The following is a 16740-nucleotide window of genomic DNA, read 5'->3' on the forward strand; positions in this document are numbered from 1 at the left end:
ATGAATAACCGCCGATTCGCAAGAACCGCAGGGTGGCTGGTGCTGCCCTGCGTGGTCGCCGCCGGCCTGCTGGCCTGGTACGTCACTCGCGAGCCTGCCTCGCCTTTTGAGCAGCAACAGGCCACGAGTTTCGACCCCGCCTTGGTCAGTCGCGGCGAATACGTCGCGCGAGTGAGTGACTGCGTGGCCTGCCATAGCCTGGCCGGCAAGCAGCCATTCGCTGGTGGCCTGGAAATGGCCACACCGCTGGGGGCGATCCACGCCACCAACATCACCCCCGACCGCGAGCATGGCATCGGCACCTATAGCCTGGCCGACTTCGACCGCGCCGTACGCCACGGCGTAGCACCGGGTGGGCGACGACTCTACCCGGCCATGCCCTACCCGTCTTATGTGAAGCTCAGCGACGACGACATCCAGGCGCTGTACGCGTTTTTCATGAAAGGCGTGCAACCGGCCAACCAGCCTAATATCCCCAGCGACATTCCCTGGCCGCTCAACCTGCGTTGGCCCATCGCCCTGTGGAACGGTGTGTTTGCACCGACCGCGACCTATGCCGCCAAGCCCGGCAAGGACGCACTGTGGAACCGGGGCGCCTATATCGTCCAAGGCCCCGGCCACTGCGGCAGTTGCCACACGCCACGAGGGCTGGCGTTCAACGAAAAGGCCCTGGACGAATCCGGCGCGCCGTTCCTGGCCGGTGCCCTGCTCGACGGCTGGTACGCCCCCAGCCTGCGCCAGGACCACAACACCGGCCTGGGGCGCTGGAGTGAGGAACAGATCGTGCAGTTCCTCAAGACCGGTCGCAACCAGCATGCCGTGGTCTATGGCTCGATGACCGAAGCCTTCAACAACTCCACGCAGTTCATGCAGGACGATGACCTGGCCGCGATCGCTCGCTACCTCAAGTCACTGCCCGGCGACCCCCAGCGTGACGGCAGCCCCTGGCAATATCAGCCGGTAACGGCGCGCTCGGATGTCCCCGGTGCTCACACGTACGCCACCCGCTGCGCCTCCTGCCATGGGCTCGACGGCAAAGGCCAGCCCGACTGGATGCCGCCTCTGGCCGGCGCTACCTCGGCCCTGGCCAAGGAAGATGCGTCCGCGATCAACATCACGCTCAATGGCTCACAGCGCGTGATCACCGCCGGCCTGCCGGATGCCTACCGCATGCCAGCGTTCCGGGAGCAATTGTCCGACTCGGAAATCGCCGACGTGCTGAGCTACGTGCGCGGTACCTGGGGCAACCACGGCGGTGCGGTCGATGCGAAGGCCGTGGGCAAGTTGCGTGGGCATACCGACCCGGCGAGCAGTAGCCCGATCATCCTGCATATGCGCTGATCGGTCGCGATCAACTGTGGGAGCTGGCCATGCATTGCCCACAAAATCAGCGCCTGGCACAGGTCCGCTGTGGGAGCGGGCTTGCCCGCGAAGGCGGACGGTCAGTCACTGCATCGTTAACTGAACCACCGCTATCGCAGGCAAGCCAGCTCCCACATTCGGCAATGAGCATCAATGATATAAGCGGCGGCTGGCAGGCCGCTCTATTTGCTCTCGTCCGCCTTGCCTTCCTGCATCTGCACCGACGACTGGGTGCCACTGTTGTTGTCTTTAGTGGCGTTGTCGGCGTTGTCAAAACAGCCGTGCAGCATGAATGCGCTGCACAGGCCCAGGCACATATAAAGCTTCTTCATGAAGGTTCACCTGCTGGCGAGTGAGTGATATCCGCGTGACGACAGCAACATTCGTCCGCCCATGATCTATCTGTCTGGTACAGAGGCGCGTGCGTTCAAAAAACAGACCCTTGGCTGACGAATGGGGGCCGCGTATCAATCAAACGGGATCACCGAGATCTTGCCGTTGCGCTCAAGAATCGCGAAGCGGATCTGCTTGAGCTCGACAAGCCCTTGGGTGGACCGGGCCGCCTCAAGAATGTCACCCTCGTCCAGCCGCGCATGCTTGAGGCGTTTGTGCAGCACCTGGCCCTGCTCGACCAGCACCGTCGGCCCGCCATCGAGCACCCGCGCGAACCAGGCTGAACGCTGCTTGGCCAGCGAGAAGCCAATGTCGATGGCAATCAGGGTGGCGATGACCAGCACGGCGTTGGTCATCGAGAAATCTTCGCCCAGCAACGCCTGCTGGGTGGCTTCGCCGATGACCATCAACAAAACCAGGTCAAAGGTGGTGAGCTCGGCCAGCGTGCGCCTGCCGGCAACTTTGAACAGCACCAGCAGCACCAGGTAAATCGCCACAGCCCGCAGTACAGAGTCCATGGTTGCCCCTCGGAACATTGAATGGGAAACGACCGATTCATACGGATTAGGTGACCACCGCGCCGCGGTGGTTCATTCTTTCGACGCTCCCCGGGCACCATCTAAAAAGATGATGGTTTCAGCGCAACTGAATCGTTGAAATGATCGAAATTTCGACAGCAACCCAGTTGATACCGGGGCGTTGGCAGCGGGTCACAGCTCTATATCGATCACGCTGAAGAAGGAACCCCTGTCATGAACGACTCACAACGCGCCTGGGAACTGGCCATGGTGCTGATTGCCAACGGCCGGATCCCCTTCGACCCCGCCAACCCGAGCGGTTCGGTGAAAATCCTGAACAAGCATTTGCAAGCGCTGGAAGCAGCGCTGCATGAACAGGCAAGCACCGGCACGCCGCTCACAGAGATCAGCACCCGTGAGCGCCTGGGCAAGAACAACAGCCGCAGGCCCTCGTTGGTGTGTGCCGACTAGGCGTCAGGCTTTGGTTCGGCTACAGCCGATCCGACTCGGCAACTGACCCTGCCTGGCCTTCAGCGTGGCTTGCATCGCTTGCGGCAAGGTGCTCCAGAACGTCAGCCCCGAGCGCTCTTCGATGTGATCCACGGTGACCTGGTAATCGCAGAAGTCTGCGCCTTTGGGGGTTTCCTGGTTCATCACGAATGAGGCGTACAGGCCCGTTTCCGGCGAACTGCCGACCACGATGATTTTCCAATAGCCACTGGGGATGGTGTGCACTTTGTTCGTACCCGGCAACGAGCCGACAAAATGCTCATACAGCGGCCCGGTGGCCACATAGACCTGATCGACGCCTGGCTCCTTGCTGAGAGTGCGCTCCTGGTCTTCCAGGCGCGCCCACGGCCCCTGGTTGAGTTCGGCTTTTTGCGGCGTGATGTTCGACAGGTAGTTGAGGGTTTGCCAATCGGCCACCCCCGCCATTGACGCGAGGTTGGCCTGATGCCCACGGTCGATTTTGAGCGCGACGTTGGCGCCGTTGTAATCCACCGGGTCCAGGGTTTCCCCGGCTGGAATATCCGGATCGGTGCGCCAGTCACGGGAACGCCCGCTGGCCGCGGTGGCCTTGGTGATCTTGTACGACACCCAATTGGCAAACTTGGTCGAACCGTTGTTGTTCAACGTGTAGGCCTGGCGGTTCAACGTCACTGGGCTGCCGCCGGTGGGGCAACCAACCGCGCAGTTATCGAACTGCAAGGGTGGCGCAGGGAGGACGGCGGACTGGCGTGTGGGCGTGGTACAGGCGGCCATCAACGGGATCAACGAAAACGCCAGGTACTTGAGCGATGTGCTTCCTTGCATGGTGTTACTCCTTGGGATGAATCTGTTAAAAGACTGAATGGCCTCGGCCGATGCGCTTCCTGCGCAAGTCGAGATAACCATTGGAACACATAAACATTTCTAAACAACGACCGCAACCAGGCCAACAAACGTAACCCCTTCGCCCCCTGTAACTGTGCTATAGCGGGCGATAGCATCGCCTCATCAATGCACAAGGGACTGTCATCAAGCACGTGGGGTCAAATGTTCAAACAGAGGATGCTCCACGACCATGGCTGAATACCTTCTTCCTCCCGCTGCCCCACACTGGCTGATCCGCCAAGCCATCCCCGACGATGTGCATGCCTTGGTCGCACTGGATGCCTACGCAACCGAGCATGCCAGCCGTCGTGTGTTTATCTATGATGCCGTGGTTCGCCAGCAATGCCTGGTAGCCGCCAACGCTAACGTGTGCGCCGGCTACCTGGTGCTCACCCACGATTTTTTCAACCATGGGTTTATAGCGCTGGTGGTGGTTTCACCGCTGTACCAACGCCAAGGCGTCGCCCTTCGTCTGCTGGCAGCGGCCGAAGCGGCCTGCAAGACGCCCAAGCTGTTCGCGTCGACCAATGCCTCCAACGGCGCGTCCCAGGCCCTGCTGACGAAAGCCGGCTTTATTCCCAGCGGGCAGATCGAGAATCTGGACGATAACGACCCTGAACGTGTGTACGTCAGGTTCATTCGCTGACGATACCTTTTGTAGGAGCGAGCTTGCTCGCGAAACACTCACAGGCGCCGCGCTTATTCAGGGAGCACGCGTTATCGTTGAGGTTTTTCGCGAGCAAGCTCGCTCCTATAGAAAGAAGAAGGCAGAAAGCCCTCTGCGCGGCCAGGAACCTTTTCTCGAATGCACAATCTGTGGTTCACCCTTTTGAACCGATTGAGACCCTGCGCATGCTTGTGAAAAAAGCCGTCCTCTGCCTGGCACTGCTAAGTGCTGGCTTCATCGCAGGCTATGCGGCCAAACCCACCCCGCAGCTGCAAGTCACCGCTGGCCAACTGATGGAGTGCGGCGAACTCATGATCCCGACGCTTGGGATGTGAGCCGCGCATACCCAGGTAAAAGCCGTTTCAGCCGCCCGAAGTCACGTCCGCAGGGTGCACGTTGAACCCATTGCGCCCCGCCGCCTTCGCACCGTAAAGCGCTGCATCGGCCGCCTCGACCAAACCCAACACCGGCTCCAGCCGTGAGCCCAGGCCCGTCGCAACGCCGATACTCACACTCACGCGCCCGAAGGGGCTGCCTGGGTGTGTGATGTTCTCTTGCTGTAGGCGCGAAAGAATGCGTTGCGCGACCACCGCAGCGCCTGCACTGTCAGTCGCGGGCATGATGACCGCCATTTCTTCTCCGCCATAGCGCGCCACCAGGTCCGAGGGCCGCCGCACGCACGTTTCCAATAACGTGCTGACCGCCTGCAAGCAAGCATCTCCCGCGACGTGACCAAAGGCATCGTTGAAGCGTTTGAAGTGGTCGATGTCGATCATCAGCAATGCCAGTGACGTACCCTCGCGCTGCGCCCGGCGCGCTTCCACCGCCAGCGTTTCGTCAAAACAGCGGCGGTTGGCGAGGCCGGTCAGCGCATCCTTTTTCGCTAATAGCGCCAATTGCCGATTGGAGTCGAGCAACTGTTGCTGGGCGACACGCAACGCCTCTTCCGCCGCCGTACGCCTGCGGATATCCAGGATCAGAAACCAGCCGATCAGCCCCGTCAGCCCCAACAGCCCCGCTACCACGACCGCTGACAGTGCCGCCTCGATGCGCCACGCCGCGAGGGCTTCGTGCTTGCCCAACGCGACCGTGGTGATCAGCGGCAGGGTTTCGCTTTTGCGAAAGGCATAGAGTCGCTCTACCCCGTCCAGGCTGGAGGTATAGGCCGCAGTGCCCACAGGCTGGTCGACGAGGTACTTGGAATAAATAGGCGAGGTGGAGAAGTTGCGGCCCATGTCCTGCTCGCGGAACGGGTAACGCACCAGTAACGTGCCGTCGGCGTAGGACAGGCCGATGGCGCCCTCCTGGCCCACATCGAGTTTGCCGAATACCCGCAGAAAGTTTTCCACCCCCAGGGTCACGGCGACCACGCCAGCGAAGTTGCCGGCCGCGTCGTTGAAACGGCGGCTGATGGTCACCACCCATTCATGGTTGGCGCGGCTTTGAATCGGCGGGCCAATAAAAGGTTCAGCGCTCGGATCGTCGCGATGGTGGATGAAATAGACCCGATCACTGCTATTGGCGCCCTCCGGAATCGCACGATTGGAAGACAGCAGCCACCGGCCCTGATGATCATAAATGGTGATGCCGCTCAACTGCGGCATCAGCGGCTGCTGTAGGTTGATCAGCGTGCTGATTCGCTGGATTTGCACCGGGCCACTGCCTTCGGTTTCCAGGCGCTCAACCAGCCCCAGCAACAGCAACGAGCTTTGCCGCACGATGCCTTCGGTATAGGTGTTAAGGGCCTGGGTCAGGTTCAAGCCATGCACATCCACTTCCGCCAGCGCACGGTCGCGGGAAGACAGGACTTTCCAAATCGTCAGCGAAGTCAGGGAACAGCCGATCACCAACAGCAACAGCATCACAAGACGGGTATCACGCTTCACGTCAGCACCTTAAGGAAGTCCGGTTTCCGTTCCAGCCATCATTCGAACGTCGGTACTCACAGGGCAACCGGTTCCAGAGTGCCAGCATACAAGCAGTCTGTGCGGGCTGCAGCAACAGAGTGTGCGGCTGAGCGCCGGCCAGCGGAGCCAGCGCCTTTAATGACCACTATCAAACAGGGTATTGAAAGCTAAACCAACCGTTAAGGTCGCCATTAATTCAATATCAATCGACGCAGAAAAACTTAGACGAAGCGGCACTTTCTGAGCCTACTTGTACAAGTTTCATCTGCCACTCTACCGTTCATCGCCCTTTTTAAAAAATTTCAAAACATCTGCGCACTTGCCCTTATCAGAAAAGATGTCCGTTGCATAAACGGGCAACTAGCGAAACGACATTTCAAAACTGGGAGTATTGTTATGACGACGAGCAATAAAAACCCTGGAAACTTTGCCAATGATCGCGAAAAAGCATCACAGGCGGGAAGGAAAGGTGGACAGGCCTCTGGCGGCAACTTCGCCAACGACCGCGAGAAAGCCTCGGAAGCCGGGCGTAAAGGCGGCCAGAACAGTCATGGTGGTGGACGTAAGTCCTGACCACACGGGCAGTACCGCTGTTCCGTTCGTTAACAAAGGGCATTCATCATGCGTGCGTCCATTGATAATCAGCGCGGCGAGCCAGCTCGCAGGCCGATTGTAGAAGTGCAAACTAAAGCAAGGACTGGCCTGCGTTCTAATACGTCTGCGTGTTACGAACATCAGCAACTTGCTGAACAAGCCGAAGCCACGATAAGTGCATCTAAAACGCCACCCTTGTGTGAAAGGCACTTATAACTGTGCAGCTTGACGCACGCGACTAAGTGCACGTTTCCAGCACAATCGAAGTGAACGTTACATTACCGACATAACGACGAGGTAACTGAACATGACTACTCAAGACAAGCAAGGCCAGATGAGCGTCAGCGAAGCCGGTAAAAAAGGCGGCGAAGCCACTTCTGCGTCCCATGACAAAGAGTTCTACCAGGAGATCGGCAGCAAAGGTGGCCAAAACAGTGGCGGGAACTTCAAGAATGATCCCGAGCGCGCCGCTGAAGCCGGCAGCAAAGGCGGCCAGAACAGCGGGGGCAATTTCAAGAATGACCCCGAACGCGCCGCCGAGGCGGGCAGCAAAGGCGGCCAGAACAGTGGCGGCAATTTTGCCAATGACCGTGAAAAAGCTTCCGAAGCCGGGCGTAAAGGTGGCGAACACAGCCACGGCGGCGGACGCAAAAGCTGATGTGCTTGATGCAGGGGAGCCATGCTCCCCTGCTTTCATTGATGAGGGACACCATGCCTTTACACATTATCAACTTCACCGCACCGGTCACCGCTTCTACGTGCAGCCAACTGATTGAAAAAGCCTCGTTGGCCGTACAACAAGATGCCCAGGGCCTGGTACTGAATATCGCCACCATGGGTGGTGAATGCAGCTACGGCTTTACGATGTACAACTTTTTATTGTCCCTGCCGATTCCGGTGCATACCCATAACCTCGGCACCGTGGAATCCATGGGCAATATCATCTTCCTGGCCGGTGAGCGCAGAACCGCCTGCAAGCACAGTAAATTCCTGTTCCACCCCTTCCACTGGCATGTGCAAGGCGCGGTTGACCACTCGCGCATGTCCGAATATGCGATGAGCCTCGATTACGACTTGCAGTTGTACGCACGCATCGTAGCCGAGCGCACCGCCGATGCTGTCGAAAAACTGGAGACCGAAAAGTACCTGATCGCCGCGCCACGCATTCTCGACCCGCAACAAGCGCTGACCGCCGGCTTGATCCATGGGATCGAACTTCCCGTGGTCAAGGCGGACTTCGTGAGCAGCTTCATTCACTCCTAGCACCTTTTATTCAATAGGGGAGCCTCACAATGGACGAAGAAACGATCCGACTCACCGCGTACCGCATTTGGGAACAGCAAGGGAAGCCTGATGGTCAGGATTTCGTGCACTGGTTACAAGCCAGGGAGGAGCTGACAACCCCGCCGAATGACGGCCTGGCAGGCTCGATAGCAAGTAGCGTCACTCCGCCCAACCCGGACCGATCAAAGCGCCAGGCGACCGCCGCCGGGCAAAAAACCCGCAGCAGAAAACCCAACTGCTGAACCCACAGAGCAGAGAGTGAGGACGCGCCTGTCGATAAACCTGCCAGGGTTCTAAAACATCGACAGCCGTCCAAGCGCCATCCCCTCCCCGCCGCCTCTCGATACTGGCATTAAAACATCAACTAATCGCTTGTTTGAATTCTTCCTCTTTAGCAGTTGAAAACGCCCACTTCTTAATCGAGAGTGGCCGTTCATTCAGGGAGGAATCGATGTGCCCCATCTACAAGCGAACCGAAGTTGCCTGCAATGTAAACAACCCTACGAATCGACGCTGGATGACCCCGACTTTCTAGTGTCGTCGGCCTCTGACATGCTCTGCCCGGCGTGCCAGCAACACTATGCAGCCGACCTGATGAAAGAGGCACTTCAACGCAGCGTGCAAAAGTTGTGCATGTTGCAGGAGCGACGCAAAAAACAGTAAACACTCGCCTCGCCCCTACCGCCACCCGTATGAACACCGTCCATTAAAAATACATTTATTCGGGTGGCGGCGGCACATAGGGCTTTGCAATAAACGGGATACTCCCAGACGGGCGCCATCTTACATTCTCAAGACCGTAGCGCTCGGCCAGCGGTTTACTGATGCGTTTGATCTTTTCATTACGCGACCTGGGAATAATGCCAATTCCTGCATCGCAACAGGCCCAATGCCACGCCTCTGCGTTATTCATCACCTCCGCTCTTATAATGAAAGACTTAGGCTCGTGGTGGTATTCGTACTCGATGACATATAAAGAATTTTTCATAACCTCTCCTTCTGATTTTTTGTTATTTGCTCAGAACGAAGGTTCAGAAATTTTAATCTTTTAATGACGACGATCACGCACTTTCTGCCGCACTACCGTTCGTCGGCCTCGCATTAAAAAAATAAAACGGTTCATGCTTCTTCTGTTTCTTAATACTGAGTCTGTTCACTCCAGGCTCTTGGTAAAAACTCCTGTTTTGCCCGCATTCCGTGCGGGCTTTTTTATTCTGCCGCGACGCTTCATCCTGTGGCGAGGGAGCTTGCTCCCGTGACGGCCTGGCAGCCGACGCTTGTCTAACTGACGCACCGAGGTCCAAGCTTGCCTGTCGGACCAAAATCCTCGTCGGCTGTCAGGCCGTCATCGCAGGCAAGCCAGCTCCCACATTCAAGATCGCGCAGCCACTCAATCGTCGTCGTGCACGTGAGCGTCAGCACAGGGCAGTCGGCCGGACTCACCTCCGGCAATACGTTCCGCCTGATCAATACCGCGTTTGAGCGCGTCATTCACCGTCCATTCGGCACCCGGCAACTGCTTGATGCGTTCAACCACACATTGTCCCGTCGCGGTATAAACACAGAGCAGCACTTCAATATCAGCATCGTCCCGCTCTCGGGCCCTGACTTCGATATGGCAGCCGTTTTCGACTTCCCGGGTGAAGCATTTTTCTTCCAGTGCTTTTGAGACCCAGGCTTTATAGGTGTTGCCACGTATAAACATAGCGCTTCTCCAAAACCGTTAGTGGGGTTGGCCATCAACTAACGACTGAAATCCCTAACCAGAATTCAGACTTTCTGCAAGGCCACCTCCATCATGCACCGATAAAAACCCTTTACCGTTTCGCCTGTTAAACCGTTCGTCAGGCGAGGAAACAAATTGTTAAACCAACCCATCGGGCTCTATTCAAAATGTTCGGGAGCGCGGCGAAATGCGCCCTGCAGAGCGGCAGAAAAAGCCAATAGAACCGGACAGTAGACGCATTTTATCTACTGACGCGAGCTTATTGCCGAATGTTTATCACCTGATGGTTCCTGATGTTAACAAGCGCTTCGCTTAGTTAACGCGCGAGCACAGATTCGGCACAGCAAAACGCAAGTTTCCAATACAGGAGCAAGACATGAAACGAGCGATGGGTTATTGCCTGGTCACTATCACCAGCCTCTTCTTACTCACCAGTTGCAACCTGGTGGTATTCAACCCCAAGGGGCAAGTAGCAACCGATGAGCGCGACCTGATTATTCTCGCTACGGGCCTGATGCTGCTGGTGGTCGTTCCGGTGATTGTGATGATGTTTGTCTTCGCCTACCGCTACCGCGCCACCAATAAAAAAGCGCGTTACTCCCCCCGCTGGGCCAGTTCACACAAAATCGAAGCGGTGGTATGGGGCGTTCCCCTGCTGATCATAATCGTCCTGGGGTGGGTGACCTGGGAGACCACCCACGCACTCGACCCCTATCGCCCGCTGGAATCAGGCACCCCGCCGATCAATGTGCAGGTGGTCGCCACCGACTGGAAGTGGCTGTTTATCTACCCTGACCTGGGCATCGCCAGCGTCAACGAACTGGCCCTGCCGGTGCACACGCCGGTGAGTTTCACCGTCACCTCCGACGCGGCCATGACCTCGTTCTTTATTCCCGCACTCGGCGGGCAGATCTACGCCATGGCCGGCATGCAGACCAAGTTGCACCTGATCGCCAACGAAACCGGTGAGTTCAGAGGGATTGCCGCCAACTACAACGGCCCCGGTTTTTCCGACATGCATTTCACCACGCTGTCCCTGAGCACTGCCGACTTTCAAACCTGGGTGACAAAGGTCAAGGGTGCGGCCACCTCTCTGGACCACAGCTCTTACACGCAATTGGCCAAGCCCACCCTCAAGCACCCGGTGACCTATTACTCGCCGGTACAGGAGCGCTTGTTCCTGGACATCGTCGATAAATACGAGGGCATGAACAAGGCCAATAAACCCCGGCGCTCGCCATTGAGCGACGCTGCACAACGCACCGATCAACACCCAAGTCTGCTGGCTGAGGAGCGGTAACCATGTTCGGAAAACTGTCGTGGGACGCGATCCCAACCACTGAACCCATTGTGATGTACACCCTGGCCATCGTGGGCCTGATCGGGGTGGCGCTGGTGGGCTCGATCACCTGGAAACGCAAGTGGGGCTATTTGTGGCGCGAATGGTTCACCTCGGTGGACCACAAGAAGATCGGTTGCATGTACATCATCGTCGCCCTGGTGATGCTGCTGCGCGGGTTTTCTGATGCGATCATGATGCGCACCCAGCAAGCCATGGCCGCCAGCGGCGGGCCGGGTTACCTGCCGCCGGAACATTACGACCAGATCTTCACCGCCCACGGTGTGATCATGATCTTCTTCATGGCCATGCCCTTTGTGGTCGGCTTGATGAACATCGTCGTGCCGTTGCAGATCGGCGCTCGTGATGTGGCCTATCCGTTTCTCAATGCCCTGAGTTTCTGGCTGTTCGTGGTGGGTGCGGCGCTGGTGAATATTTCGCTGGGGGTCGGTGAATTCGCGCGCACCGGCTGGGTCGCGTATCCGCCGTTATCCGAGCTGGGCTACAGCCCCGGCGTCGGGGTGGATTACTACATCTGGTCATTGCAGATATCCGGCATCGGCACGCTGCTCACGGGGGTGAACTTCTTCGTCACCATCCTGAAGATGCGCACCGAAGGCATGACGCTGTTCAAGATGCCGGTGTTCACCTGGAATGCGCTGTGCACCTCGGTGCTGATTCTGGCGGCATTCCCGATCCTCACCGCCACCCTACTGATGCTGACCCTGGACCGCTATCTGGGCATGCATTTTTTCACCAACGAGGCGGGCGGCAACCCGATGATGTACGTGAACCTCATCTGGGCCTGGGGGCATCCGGAGGTGTACATCCTGATCCTGCCCGCGTTCGGGGTGTTTTCCGAGATTGCCGCCACCTTCAGCAGCAAGCGGCTGTTCGGCTACGTGTCGCTGGTATGGGCGACCATCGCGATCACCGTGTTGTCGTTCATCGTGTGGCTGCATCACTTTTTCACTATGGGCGCGGGGGGCAACGTCAACGCGTTCTTCGGCATCATGACAATGATCATCGCGGTGCCGACCGGGGTGAAAATCTTCACTTGGCTGTTCACCATGTACCGCGGCCGTGTGCGCTTCGAAACGCCCATGCTGTGGACCCTGGGCTTTATCGTGACCTTCAGCATCGGCGGCATGACCGGGGTGCTGCTGGCGGTGCCCGGGGCCGATTTCCTGCTGCACAACAGCCTGTTCCTGATCGCGCACTTTCACAACGTGATCATCGGTGGTGCGGTGTTCGGCTATATGGCCGGCCTGACGTATTGGTTCCCCAAGGCGTTCGGTTTCCGCTTGAACGACAAGCTGGGCCGCATCGCCTTCTGGTGCTGGCTGGTGGGCTTTTATTTCGCGTTCATGCCCTCCTACGTGCTGGGTTTCATGGGCATGACGCGCCGTCTCAATCATTTCGACAACCCCGAGTGGCGGCCCTGGCTGCTGCTGGAGCTGGTGGGGGTGGCAATCATCCTCTGCGGCGTGGCGGCGCAAGCCTTGCAATTGTTTGTCAGCATCCGCAACCGTCATCAATACCGCGACCGCACCGGCGATCCGTGGGACGGGCGCACCCTGGAATGGGCCACCGCGTCTCCCCCGCCGCTGTACAACTTCGCCGAGCAGCCCAAGGTCAATGACCTGGACGCGTACTGGGGCATGAAGGAGCGCGGCGTCAGCACCCTGAGCCACACCGACTATCGGAGCATCCATATGCCGCGCAATACCGCGTCGGGCCTGGTCATCAGCCTGTTTGCGCTGGTCTGCAGCTTTGCGTTGGTGTGGCACATTTGGTGGTTGGCGGCGTTCGGCCTGGTGGCCTCGGTGGTCGCGTTCGTGGTGCGCAGCTACGACGAAGACACCGATTACTTCGTGCCCGCCCAGGAAGTCGCGCGCATCGAAACGGCCCGTCTCAAAGACCTGGCGGAGGCTTGACCCATGTCCAATATCGTTATGGAAAAAGACATTGCCCATACCCACGAACAAGGGCATGAAGACGCCGGTTCCCTGAGCCTGTTCGGGTTCTGGATCTACCTGATGACCGACTGCATCCTGTTCGCGACCTTGTTCGCCGGCTACGCCGTATTGCGCGACAGCGTGGCGGGCGGGCCGTCGAGCATGGATATTTTCGAACTGCCCTATGTGCTGGCCGAAACCATGCTGCTGCTGTTGAGCAGTATCACCTACGGCTACGCCATGCTCGCCATGAACCACGGCAAGCAACGCGATGTGCTGCGCTGGCTGGGGCTCACGTTCGTGTTGGGCGCGGGCTTCATCGCCATGGAGATCAACGAATTCCACCACTTGATCGCAGAAGGCTACGGGCCGGACCGCAGCGGCTTCCTGACGGCCTTCTTCACCCTCGTCGGCACCCACGGCGCGCACGTGTTAACCGGGTTGATCTGGATGGCGGTGCTGATGGTCCAGGTCAAGCAACGCGGCCTGACCAGCACCAACGCCACCCGGCTCAGTTGCCTGAGCCTGTTCTGGCACTTTTTGGACGTGGTGTGGATCTGCGTCTTTACCGTGGTCTATCTGTTGGGGGTGGTGTGACATGTACAAGCAAAGCGCGCTTCACAGCAGCGCCGGTACCAGCCATGGCAGCAGTCGCTCCTATCTGGTCGGGTTCCTGGTGTCAGTACTGCTCACCCTGATTCCGTTCGCCCTGGTGATGTTCCCGTCACTGCCGCGCACCGTCACCGCCTGGTTGGTAGTGGCGTTGGGCGCGATACAAATCGTGGTCCACCTCAAGTTCTTCCTGCACCTGGACACGGCCGAAGAACAACGCTGGAACCTGATTGCGCTGATTTTCTCGGCGATCATCATTCTTCTGTTGGTGGGGCTTTCGCTATGGATCATGGACAGTATTCATCACAACATGCTGGCGCACTGAAACACTGGCGGGGGCTGTTCAATACCGCTATCGAGCTCACCAAGCCGGGCATTATTGTCGGTAACCTGGCGTCGGTGCTGGGCGGTTACCTGCTCGCCGCCAGCGGGCATGTGGCCTCGGTGACGCACGGGCTTGCCACACTGCTCGGCACGGCCCTGGTGATCGGTTGCGGCTGTGTCGTCAACAACTGCATTGACCGCGACATCGACCGGCGCATGGTGCGCACCTGTCATCGGCCATTGGCACTGCGCACCATCAGCGTGTCCACTGCCGCAGGCTATGGGATCGTCCTGGGCACCTGCGGTTTTGGCTTGCTGTGGGCCGGCAGCAATGCGCTGGCGTGTGGGCTGGCAATGGTCGGGCTGGTGATCTATGCGGGGGTCTACACCTACTGGCTCAAGCGACGCTCCCACTGGGCCACCTTGATCGGCAGCGTCTCCGGGGCGATGCCGCCGGTGATCGGCTATTGCGCGGTCACCGGGCGGTTTGACCTTACGGCGTTGCTGCTGATTGTGGTGTTCTGTTGTTGGCAGATGCCGCATTCACACGCCATCAACGTGATGCGCCGCGAGGATTTCCGCGCCGCAGGCCTGCCGCTGTTGAGCCTGGCCCAAGCCCATCGGCAGATCCAGGCGTACATGCTGGCCTTCCTCGCCAGCGCCCTGGTGCTAGGCGCGGTGGCGCAGATGGCGGCGTTGTATTTTGTGGTGATGCTAGGGCTGGGGAGTTATTGGCTAACCCTCGCGGCCAGCGGTACACGCCTCGCTGACCCGACCGGCTGGGCGCGCAGGATATTCGGGTTTTCGATTGTGTTGGTGCTGGCGCTTGACCTGGCGCTGGCGGTGCTGAGGTAGCTTTGTGGGCGGCGCCCTCGAGGGATGCAATGCTCAAAGCAACGAAGATCAACTGTGGGAGCGGGCTTGCCCGCGAAGACGTCGGCCCACCCAACATTGATGTTGACTGACCCGCCGCTATCGCAGGCAAGCCAGCTCCCACAGGGGATTGCGCTTAACTGACTGGCATTGGGGCAAGCCCGCTCCCACATTTGGGGCACAGTGGCCTGCTCGATCAGGCATCGAGCACTGCACGGATTTTCCGGGGAAGGTCAGCAGGCTGATACGGCTTGGGAATCAACTCGAACTCATGCACCTCTATCTCCGCGCGGCCCAACGCGTCTTTCGCATAGCCGGTGGTCAGCAAGATCCTGATGTGCGGATACGAGCGCGACACCTCCCGCGCCAACGCTGCGCCATTCATCACGCCGGGCATGATCAAGTCACTGAACACCAGGTCATACGTCGCCTGCTTGAGCATGCCCAACGCCTCGGCTGCATTGAGGGCGATGTCCGTGTGGTAACCGTAGTCAGACAGAATGACCTGCGCCAACTCGGCCACCTCGGGCCGGTCCTCCACGATCAGGATGCGTTCGTTACCTTGCGGTGAGATAGCTGTGGGTGTCTGCTCGACCCACAGTTGGCTGTCATCTGCAGGAAAGTACAAGCGAATCGTCGTACCGATGCCCGGGTCTGAATGAATCCGCGCCGTGCCGCCCGATTGCTTGACAAAGCCGTACACCATCGACAACCCCAAGCCCGAGCCCTGGCCTTCTTCCTTGGTGGTGAAGAACGGCTGCATGACTTTGTCCTGAATACCTGCGTCGATGCCGTTGCCGTTATCCGAGACCGAAATGCTCACGTAACAGCCCTCGGTCAACCCATCACGCTCGGGACCGACATCGCCCGTTACCTGGACGTTGCAGGTCTGGACGGTTACCGCTGGGTCCGCACGCCCGCGCAAAGCATCCTGGGCATTCGATAACAGGTGCTGCACTGCCAGCTCCGCCTGGACAGGGTCGATGCGGCAGTTCCACAGATCTTCGGCAAGTTCTACATGCAACTCGACGCCCTGCAGCGCACGTGCCATGAATTCGGGGCGGCTGAGCAAGCTGTTCAAGTTGATCACCCGACTGTCGAGCCGTTGCTTGCGCGAAAACGCCAGCAACTGCTGGGTCAGGGTCTGAGCTTTTTCCGCCGCTGCCCTGGCACGGCTGGCACTGTTGACGATGCGCTGCGGATCGCTACCGGGGCGCTTGGCGCTCTGCTGGATCAAGTCGAGATAACCCATCATCACTTGCAGCAGGTTATTGAAGTCATGGGCAATGCCACCGGTCAGTTGCCCCAGCGCTTCCAGGTCTTGTGCGCGACGCACGCGCTGTTCGGCATCGTGACGCCGGCTCACGTCCAGCTGCGATGCGAAAAAATACACCAGTTGCCCACGTTCGTTGAACAACGGCGAAATGAACAGCTCGTTCCAGAAGGTCGAGCCATCCTTGCGGTAGTTGAGCACCTCGACACAGGCCTCATGGTGCTGCTCAACCGCGCGCTGCACCTGGTGCAGCGCGTTTTTGTCGGTTTGAGGCCCCTGCAAGAACCTGCAATTACGTCCGATCACTTCGTCCAGTTCAAAGCCTGTCAGGGTCAGGAACGCCTGGTTGGCAAAGATGATCGGGTTATCAGGCCCCGCGGGGTCGGTCACGATCATTGCACTGTGGCTGGCTTGCATGGCCGCAAAGAACAGGTCTTTGCGGCTGGCAGACAGCATTGCCAATTCCATACCGTCGACCACAGGCTTCTTCTTTGTCGCCAAGGTTCACCTCCAGATACGTGGTACGTGTTCCATGG

At 58.7% G+C, this 16740-nt stretch carries 19 protein-coding genes and 1 pseudogene; 13 read left to right on the forward strand and 7 right to left on the reverse strand.

What is annotated here, in order from left to right; all coding sequences use genetic code 11:
• Entirely contained in the window at positions 1 to 1341 is a 1341-nt protein-coding gene (locus GIV26_RS06495; protein WP_198861906.1) for a c-type cytochrome, read from the forward strand.
• Positions 1342 to 1544: 203 nt separating this feature from the next.
• Here GIV26_RS06495 and GIV26_RS06500 read toward each other — a convergent pair whose 3' ends face one another.
• Positions 1545 to 1694, reverse strand: coding sequence for a hypothetical protein (locus GIV26_RS06500; protein WP_003190489.1), 150 nt, complete (start codon positions 1692 to 1694; stop codon positions 1545 to 1547).
• Positions 1695 to 1829: 135 nt separating this feature from the next.
• Positions 1830 to 2273: a DUF421 domain-containing protein gene (locus GIV26_RS06505; RefSeq protein WP_034127111.1), complete on the reverse strand. Its 444-nt coding sequence runs from the start codon at positions 2271 to 2273 to the stop codon at positions 1830 to 1832.
• Positions 2274 to 2507: 234 nt separating this feature from the next.
• Here GIV26_RS06505 and GIV26_RS06510 point away from each other — a divergent pair, with 234 nt between their 5' ends.
• Complete coding sequence (locus GIV26_RS06510; protein ID WP_236279703.1) at positions 2508 to 2744, forward strand: hypothetical protein; 237 nt, start codon at positions 2508 to 2510, stop codon at positions 2742 to 2744.
• Positions 2745 to 2747: 3 nt separating this feature from the next.
• On the opposite strand, the gene GIV26_RS06515 is transcribed toward GIV26_RS06510, so the two are convergent.
• Positions 2748 to 3587: a DNA/RNA non-specific endonuclease gene (locus tag GIV26_RS06515; protein WP_236279704.1), complete on the reverse strand. Its 840-nt coding sequence runs from the start codon at positions 3585 to 3587 to the stop codon at positions 2748 to 2750.
• Positions 3588 to 3837: 250 nt separating this feature from the next.
• On the opposite strand from GIV26_RS06515, the gene GIV26_RS06520 reads away from it, so the two are divergent.
• Both GIV26_RS06520 and GIV26_RS06525 read left to right on the forward strand, forming a co-directional pair.
• On the forward strand, positions 3838 to 4293 hold the full coding sequence (locus tag GIV26_RS06520; RefSeq protein ID WP_034127108.1) for a GNAT family N-acetyltransferase: 456 nt from the start codon (positions 3838 to 3840) through the stop codon (positions 4291 to 4293).
• Positions 4294 to 4316: 23 nt separating this feature from the next.
• Positions 4317 to 4649, forward strand: coding sequence for a hypothetical protein (locus GIV26_RS06525; RefSeq protein WP_127882096.1), 333 nt, complete (start codon positions 4317 to 4319; stop codon positions 4647 to 4649).
• 27 nt (positions 4650 to 4676) lie between these two features.
• On the opposite strand, the gene GIV26_RS06530 is transcribed toward GIV26_RS06525, so the two are convergent.
• Positions 4677 to 6200 (reverse strand): sensor domain-containing diguanylate cyclase, encoded by a 1524-nt coding sequence (locus GIV26_RS06530; RefSeq protein WP_236279705.1) that lies wholly within the window; start codon positions 6198 to 6200, stop codon positions 4677 to 4679.
• Between the two features lie 441 nt (positions 6201 to 6641).
• On the opposite strand from GIV26_RS06530, the pseudogene GIV26_RS06535 reads away from it, so the two are divergent.
• The 4 genes and pseudogenes from GIV26_RS06535 to GIV26_RS06550 form a co-directional block, all read left to right on the forward strand.
• Positions 6642 to 6794 (forward strand): annotated as a pseudogene (locus GIV26_RS06535) (general stress protein); the annotation flags it as partial.
• A gap of 328 nt (positions 6795 to 7122) precedes the next feature.
• The gene (locus GIV26_RS06540; protein WP_014718036.1) at positions 7123 to 7473 is read left to right on the forward strand and encodes a general stress protein; all 351 of its coding nucleotides are present in this window, start codon (positions 7123 to 7125) and stop codon (positions 7471 to 7473) included.
• Positions 7474 to 7526: 53 nt separating this feature from the next.
• Positions 7527 to 8078, forward strand: coding sequence for an ATP-dependent Clp protease proteolytic subunit (locus GIV26_RS06545; protein ID WP_014718035.1), 552 nt, complete (start codon positions 7527 to 7529; stop codon positions 8076 to 8078).
• A 29-nt stretch (positions 8079 to 8107) separates the two neighbouring features.
• Positions 8108 to 8341 (forward strand): DUF2934 domain-containing protein, encoded by a 234-nt coding sequence (locus tag GIV26_RS06550; RefSeq protein ID WP_014718034.1) that lies wholly within the window; start codon positions 8108 to 8110, stop codon positions 8339 to 8341.
• Between the two features lie 476 nt (positions 8342 to 8817).
• Here the strand turns inward: GIV26_RS06550 and GIV26_RS06555 are convergent, their stop codons facing one another.
• Together GIV26_RS06555 and GIV26_RS06560 are read right to left on the reverse strand one after the other, a co-directional pair.
• A complete protein-coding gene (locus tag GIV26_RS06555; RefSeq protein WP_003190473.1) occupies positions 8818 to 9087 on the reverse strand; it encodes a DUF6555 family protein in 270 nt (89 codons plus the stop codon).
• Positions 9088 to 9489: 402 nt separating this feature from the next.
• Positions 9490 to 9804, reverse strand: coding sequence for a hypothetical protein (locus GIV26_RS06560; protein ID WP_034127106.1), 315 nt, complete (start codon positions 9802 to 9804; stop codon positions 9490 to 9492).
• Positions 9805 to 10201: 397 nt separating this feature from the next.
• On the opposite strand from GIV26_RS06560, the gene cyoA reads away from it, so the two are divergent.
• The 5 genes from cyoA to cyoE are packed head-to-tail and all read left to right on the forward strand — an operon-like array spanning position 10202 to position 14913.
• A complete protein-coding gene (cyoA, locus tag GIV26_RS06565; protein WP_442962899.1) occupies positions 10202 to 11125 on the forward strand; it encodes a ubiquinol oxidase subunit II in 924 nt (307 codons plus the stop codon).
• A gap of 2 nt (positions 11126 to 11127) precedes the next feature.
• Complete coding sequence (gene cyoB, locus GIV26_RS06570; RefSeq protein ID WP_198715083.1) at positions 11128 to 13101, forward strand: cytochrome o ubiquinol oxidase subunit I; 1974 nt, start codon at positions 11128 to 11130, stop codon at positions 13099 to 13101.
• Between the two features lie 3 nt (positions 13102 to 13104).
• Positions 13105 to 13719 (forward strand): cytochrome o ubiquinol oxidase subunit III, encoded by a 615-nt coding sequence (locus GIV26_RS06575; RefSeq protein WP_003190467.1) that lies wholly within the window; start codon positions 13105 to 13107, stop codon positions 13717 to 13719.
• Position 13720: 1 nt separating this feature from the next.
• Entirely contained in the window at positions 13721 to 14059 is a 339-nt protein-coding gene (gene cyoD, locus GIV26_RS06580; protein ID WP_236279706.1) for a cytochrome o ubiquinol oxidase subunit IV, read from the forward strand.
• Positions 14017 to 14913, forward strand: coding sequence for a heme o synthase (gene cyoE, locus GIV26_RS06585; protein ID WP_236279707.1), 897 nt, complete (start codon positions 14017 to 14019; stop codon positions 14911 to 14913). The genes cyoD and cyoE overlap by 43 nt, the downstream gene beginning before the upstream one ends.
• 214 nt (positions 14914 to 15127) lie before the next feature.
• Here cyoE and GIV26_RS06590 read toward each other — a convergent pair whose 3' ends face one another.
• On the reverse strand, positions 15128 to 16705 hold the full coding sequence (locus GIV26_RS06590) for a histidine kinase famiy protein (RefSeq protein WP_268942060.1): 1578 nt from the start codon (positions 16703 to 16705) through the stop codon (positions 15128 to 15130).
• Positions 16706 to 16740: the final 35 nt, after the last annotated feature.

The sequence above is a fragment of the Pseudomonas sp. PA-1-3F genome (genome assembly GCF_021609665.1).
In the GTDB taxonomy this organism is placed as follows: Bacteria; Pseudomonadota; Gammaproteobacteria; order Pseudomonadales; family Pseudomonadaceae; genus Aquipseudomonas; species Aquipseudomonas paracarnis.

Bases quoted from the DNA above. Each gene is read 5' to 3' on its own strand.
- cyoB (WP_198715083.1), top strand. From the start codon at position 11,128: ATGTTCGGAAAACTGTCGTGGGACGCGATCCCAACCACTGAACCCATT.
- cyoE (WP_236279707.1), top strand. From the start codon at position 14,017: ATGGATCATGGACAGTATTCATCACAACATGCTGGCGCACTGAAACAC.
- GIV26_RS06540 (WP_014718036.1), top strand. From the start codon at position 7,123: ATGACTACTCAAGACAAGCAAGGCCAGATGAGCGTCAGCGAAGCCGGT.
- GIV26_RS06495 (WP_198861906.1), top strand. From the start codon at position 1: ATGAATAACCGCCGATTCGCAAGAACCGCAGGGTGGCTGGTGCTGCCC.
- cyoD (WP_236279706.1), top strand. From the start codon at position 13,721: ATGTACAAGCAAAGCGCGCTTCACAGCAGCGCCGGTACCAGCCATGGC.
- GIV26_RS06500 (WP_003190489.1), bottom strand. From the start codon at position 1,694: ATGAAGAAGCTTTATATGTGCCTGGGCCTGTGCAGCGCATTCATGCTG.
- GIV26_RS06575 (WP_003190467.1), top strand. From the start codon at position 13,105: ATGTCCAATATCGTTATGGAAAAAGACATTGCCCATACCCACGAACAA.
- GIV26_RS06550 (WP_014718034.1), top strand. From the start codon at position 8,108: ATGGACGAAGAAACGATCCGACTCACCGCGTACCGCATTTGGGAACAG.
- GIV26_RS06505 (WP_034127111.1), bottom strand. From the start codon at position 2,273: ATGGACTCTGTACTGCGGGCTGTGGCGATTTACCTGGTGCTGCTGGTG.
- GIV26_RS06545 (WP_014718035.1), top strand. From the start codon at position 7,527: ATGCCTTTACACATTATCAACTTCACCGCACCGGTCACCGCTTCTACG.
- GIV26_RS06555 (WP_003190473.1), bottom strand. From the start codon at position 9,087: ATGAAAAATTCTTTATATGTCATCGAGTACGAATACCACCACGAGCCT.
- GIV26_RS06560 (WP_034127106.1), bottom strand. From the start codon at position 9,804: ATGTTTATACGTGGCAACACCTATAAAGCCTGGGTCTCAAAAGCACTG.
- GIV26_RS06515 (WP_236279704.1), bottom strand. From the start codon at position 3,587: ATGCAAGGAAGCACATCGCTCAAGTACCTGGCGTTTTCGTTGATCCCG.
- GIV26_RS06520 (WP_034127108.1), top strand. From the start codon at position 3,838: ATGGCTGAATACCTTCTTCCTCCCGCTGCCCCACACTGGCTGATCCGC.
- GIV26_RS06510 (WP_236279703.1), top strand. From the start codon at position 2,508: ATGAACGACTCACAACGCGCCTGGGAACTGGCCATGGTGCTGATTGCC.
- cyoA (WP_442962899.1), top strand. From the start codon at position 10,202: ATGAAACGAGCGATGGGTTATTGCCTGGTCACTATCACCAGCCTCTTC.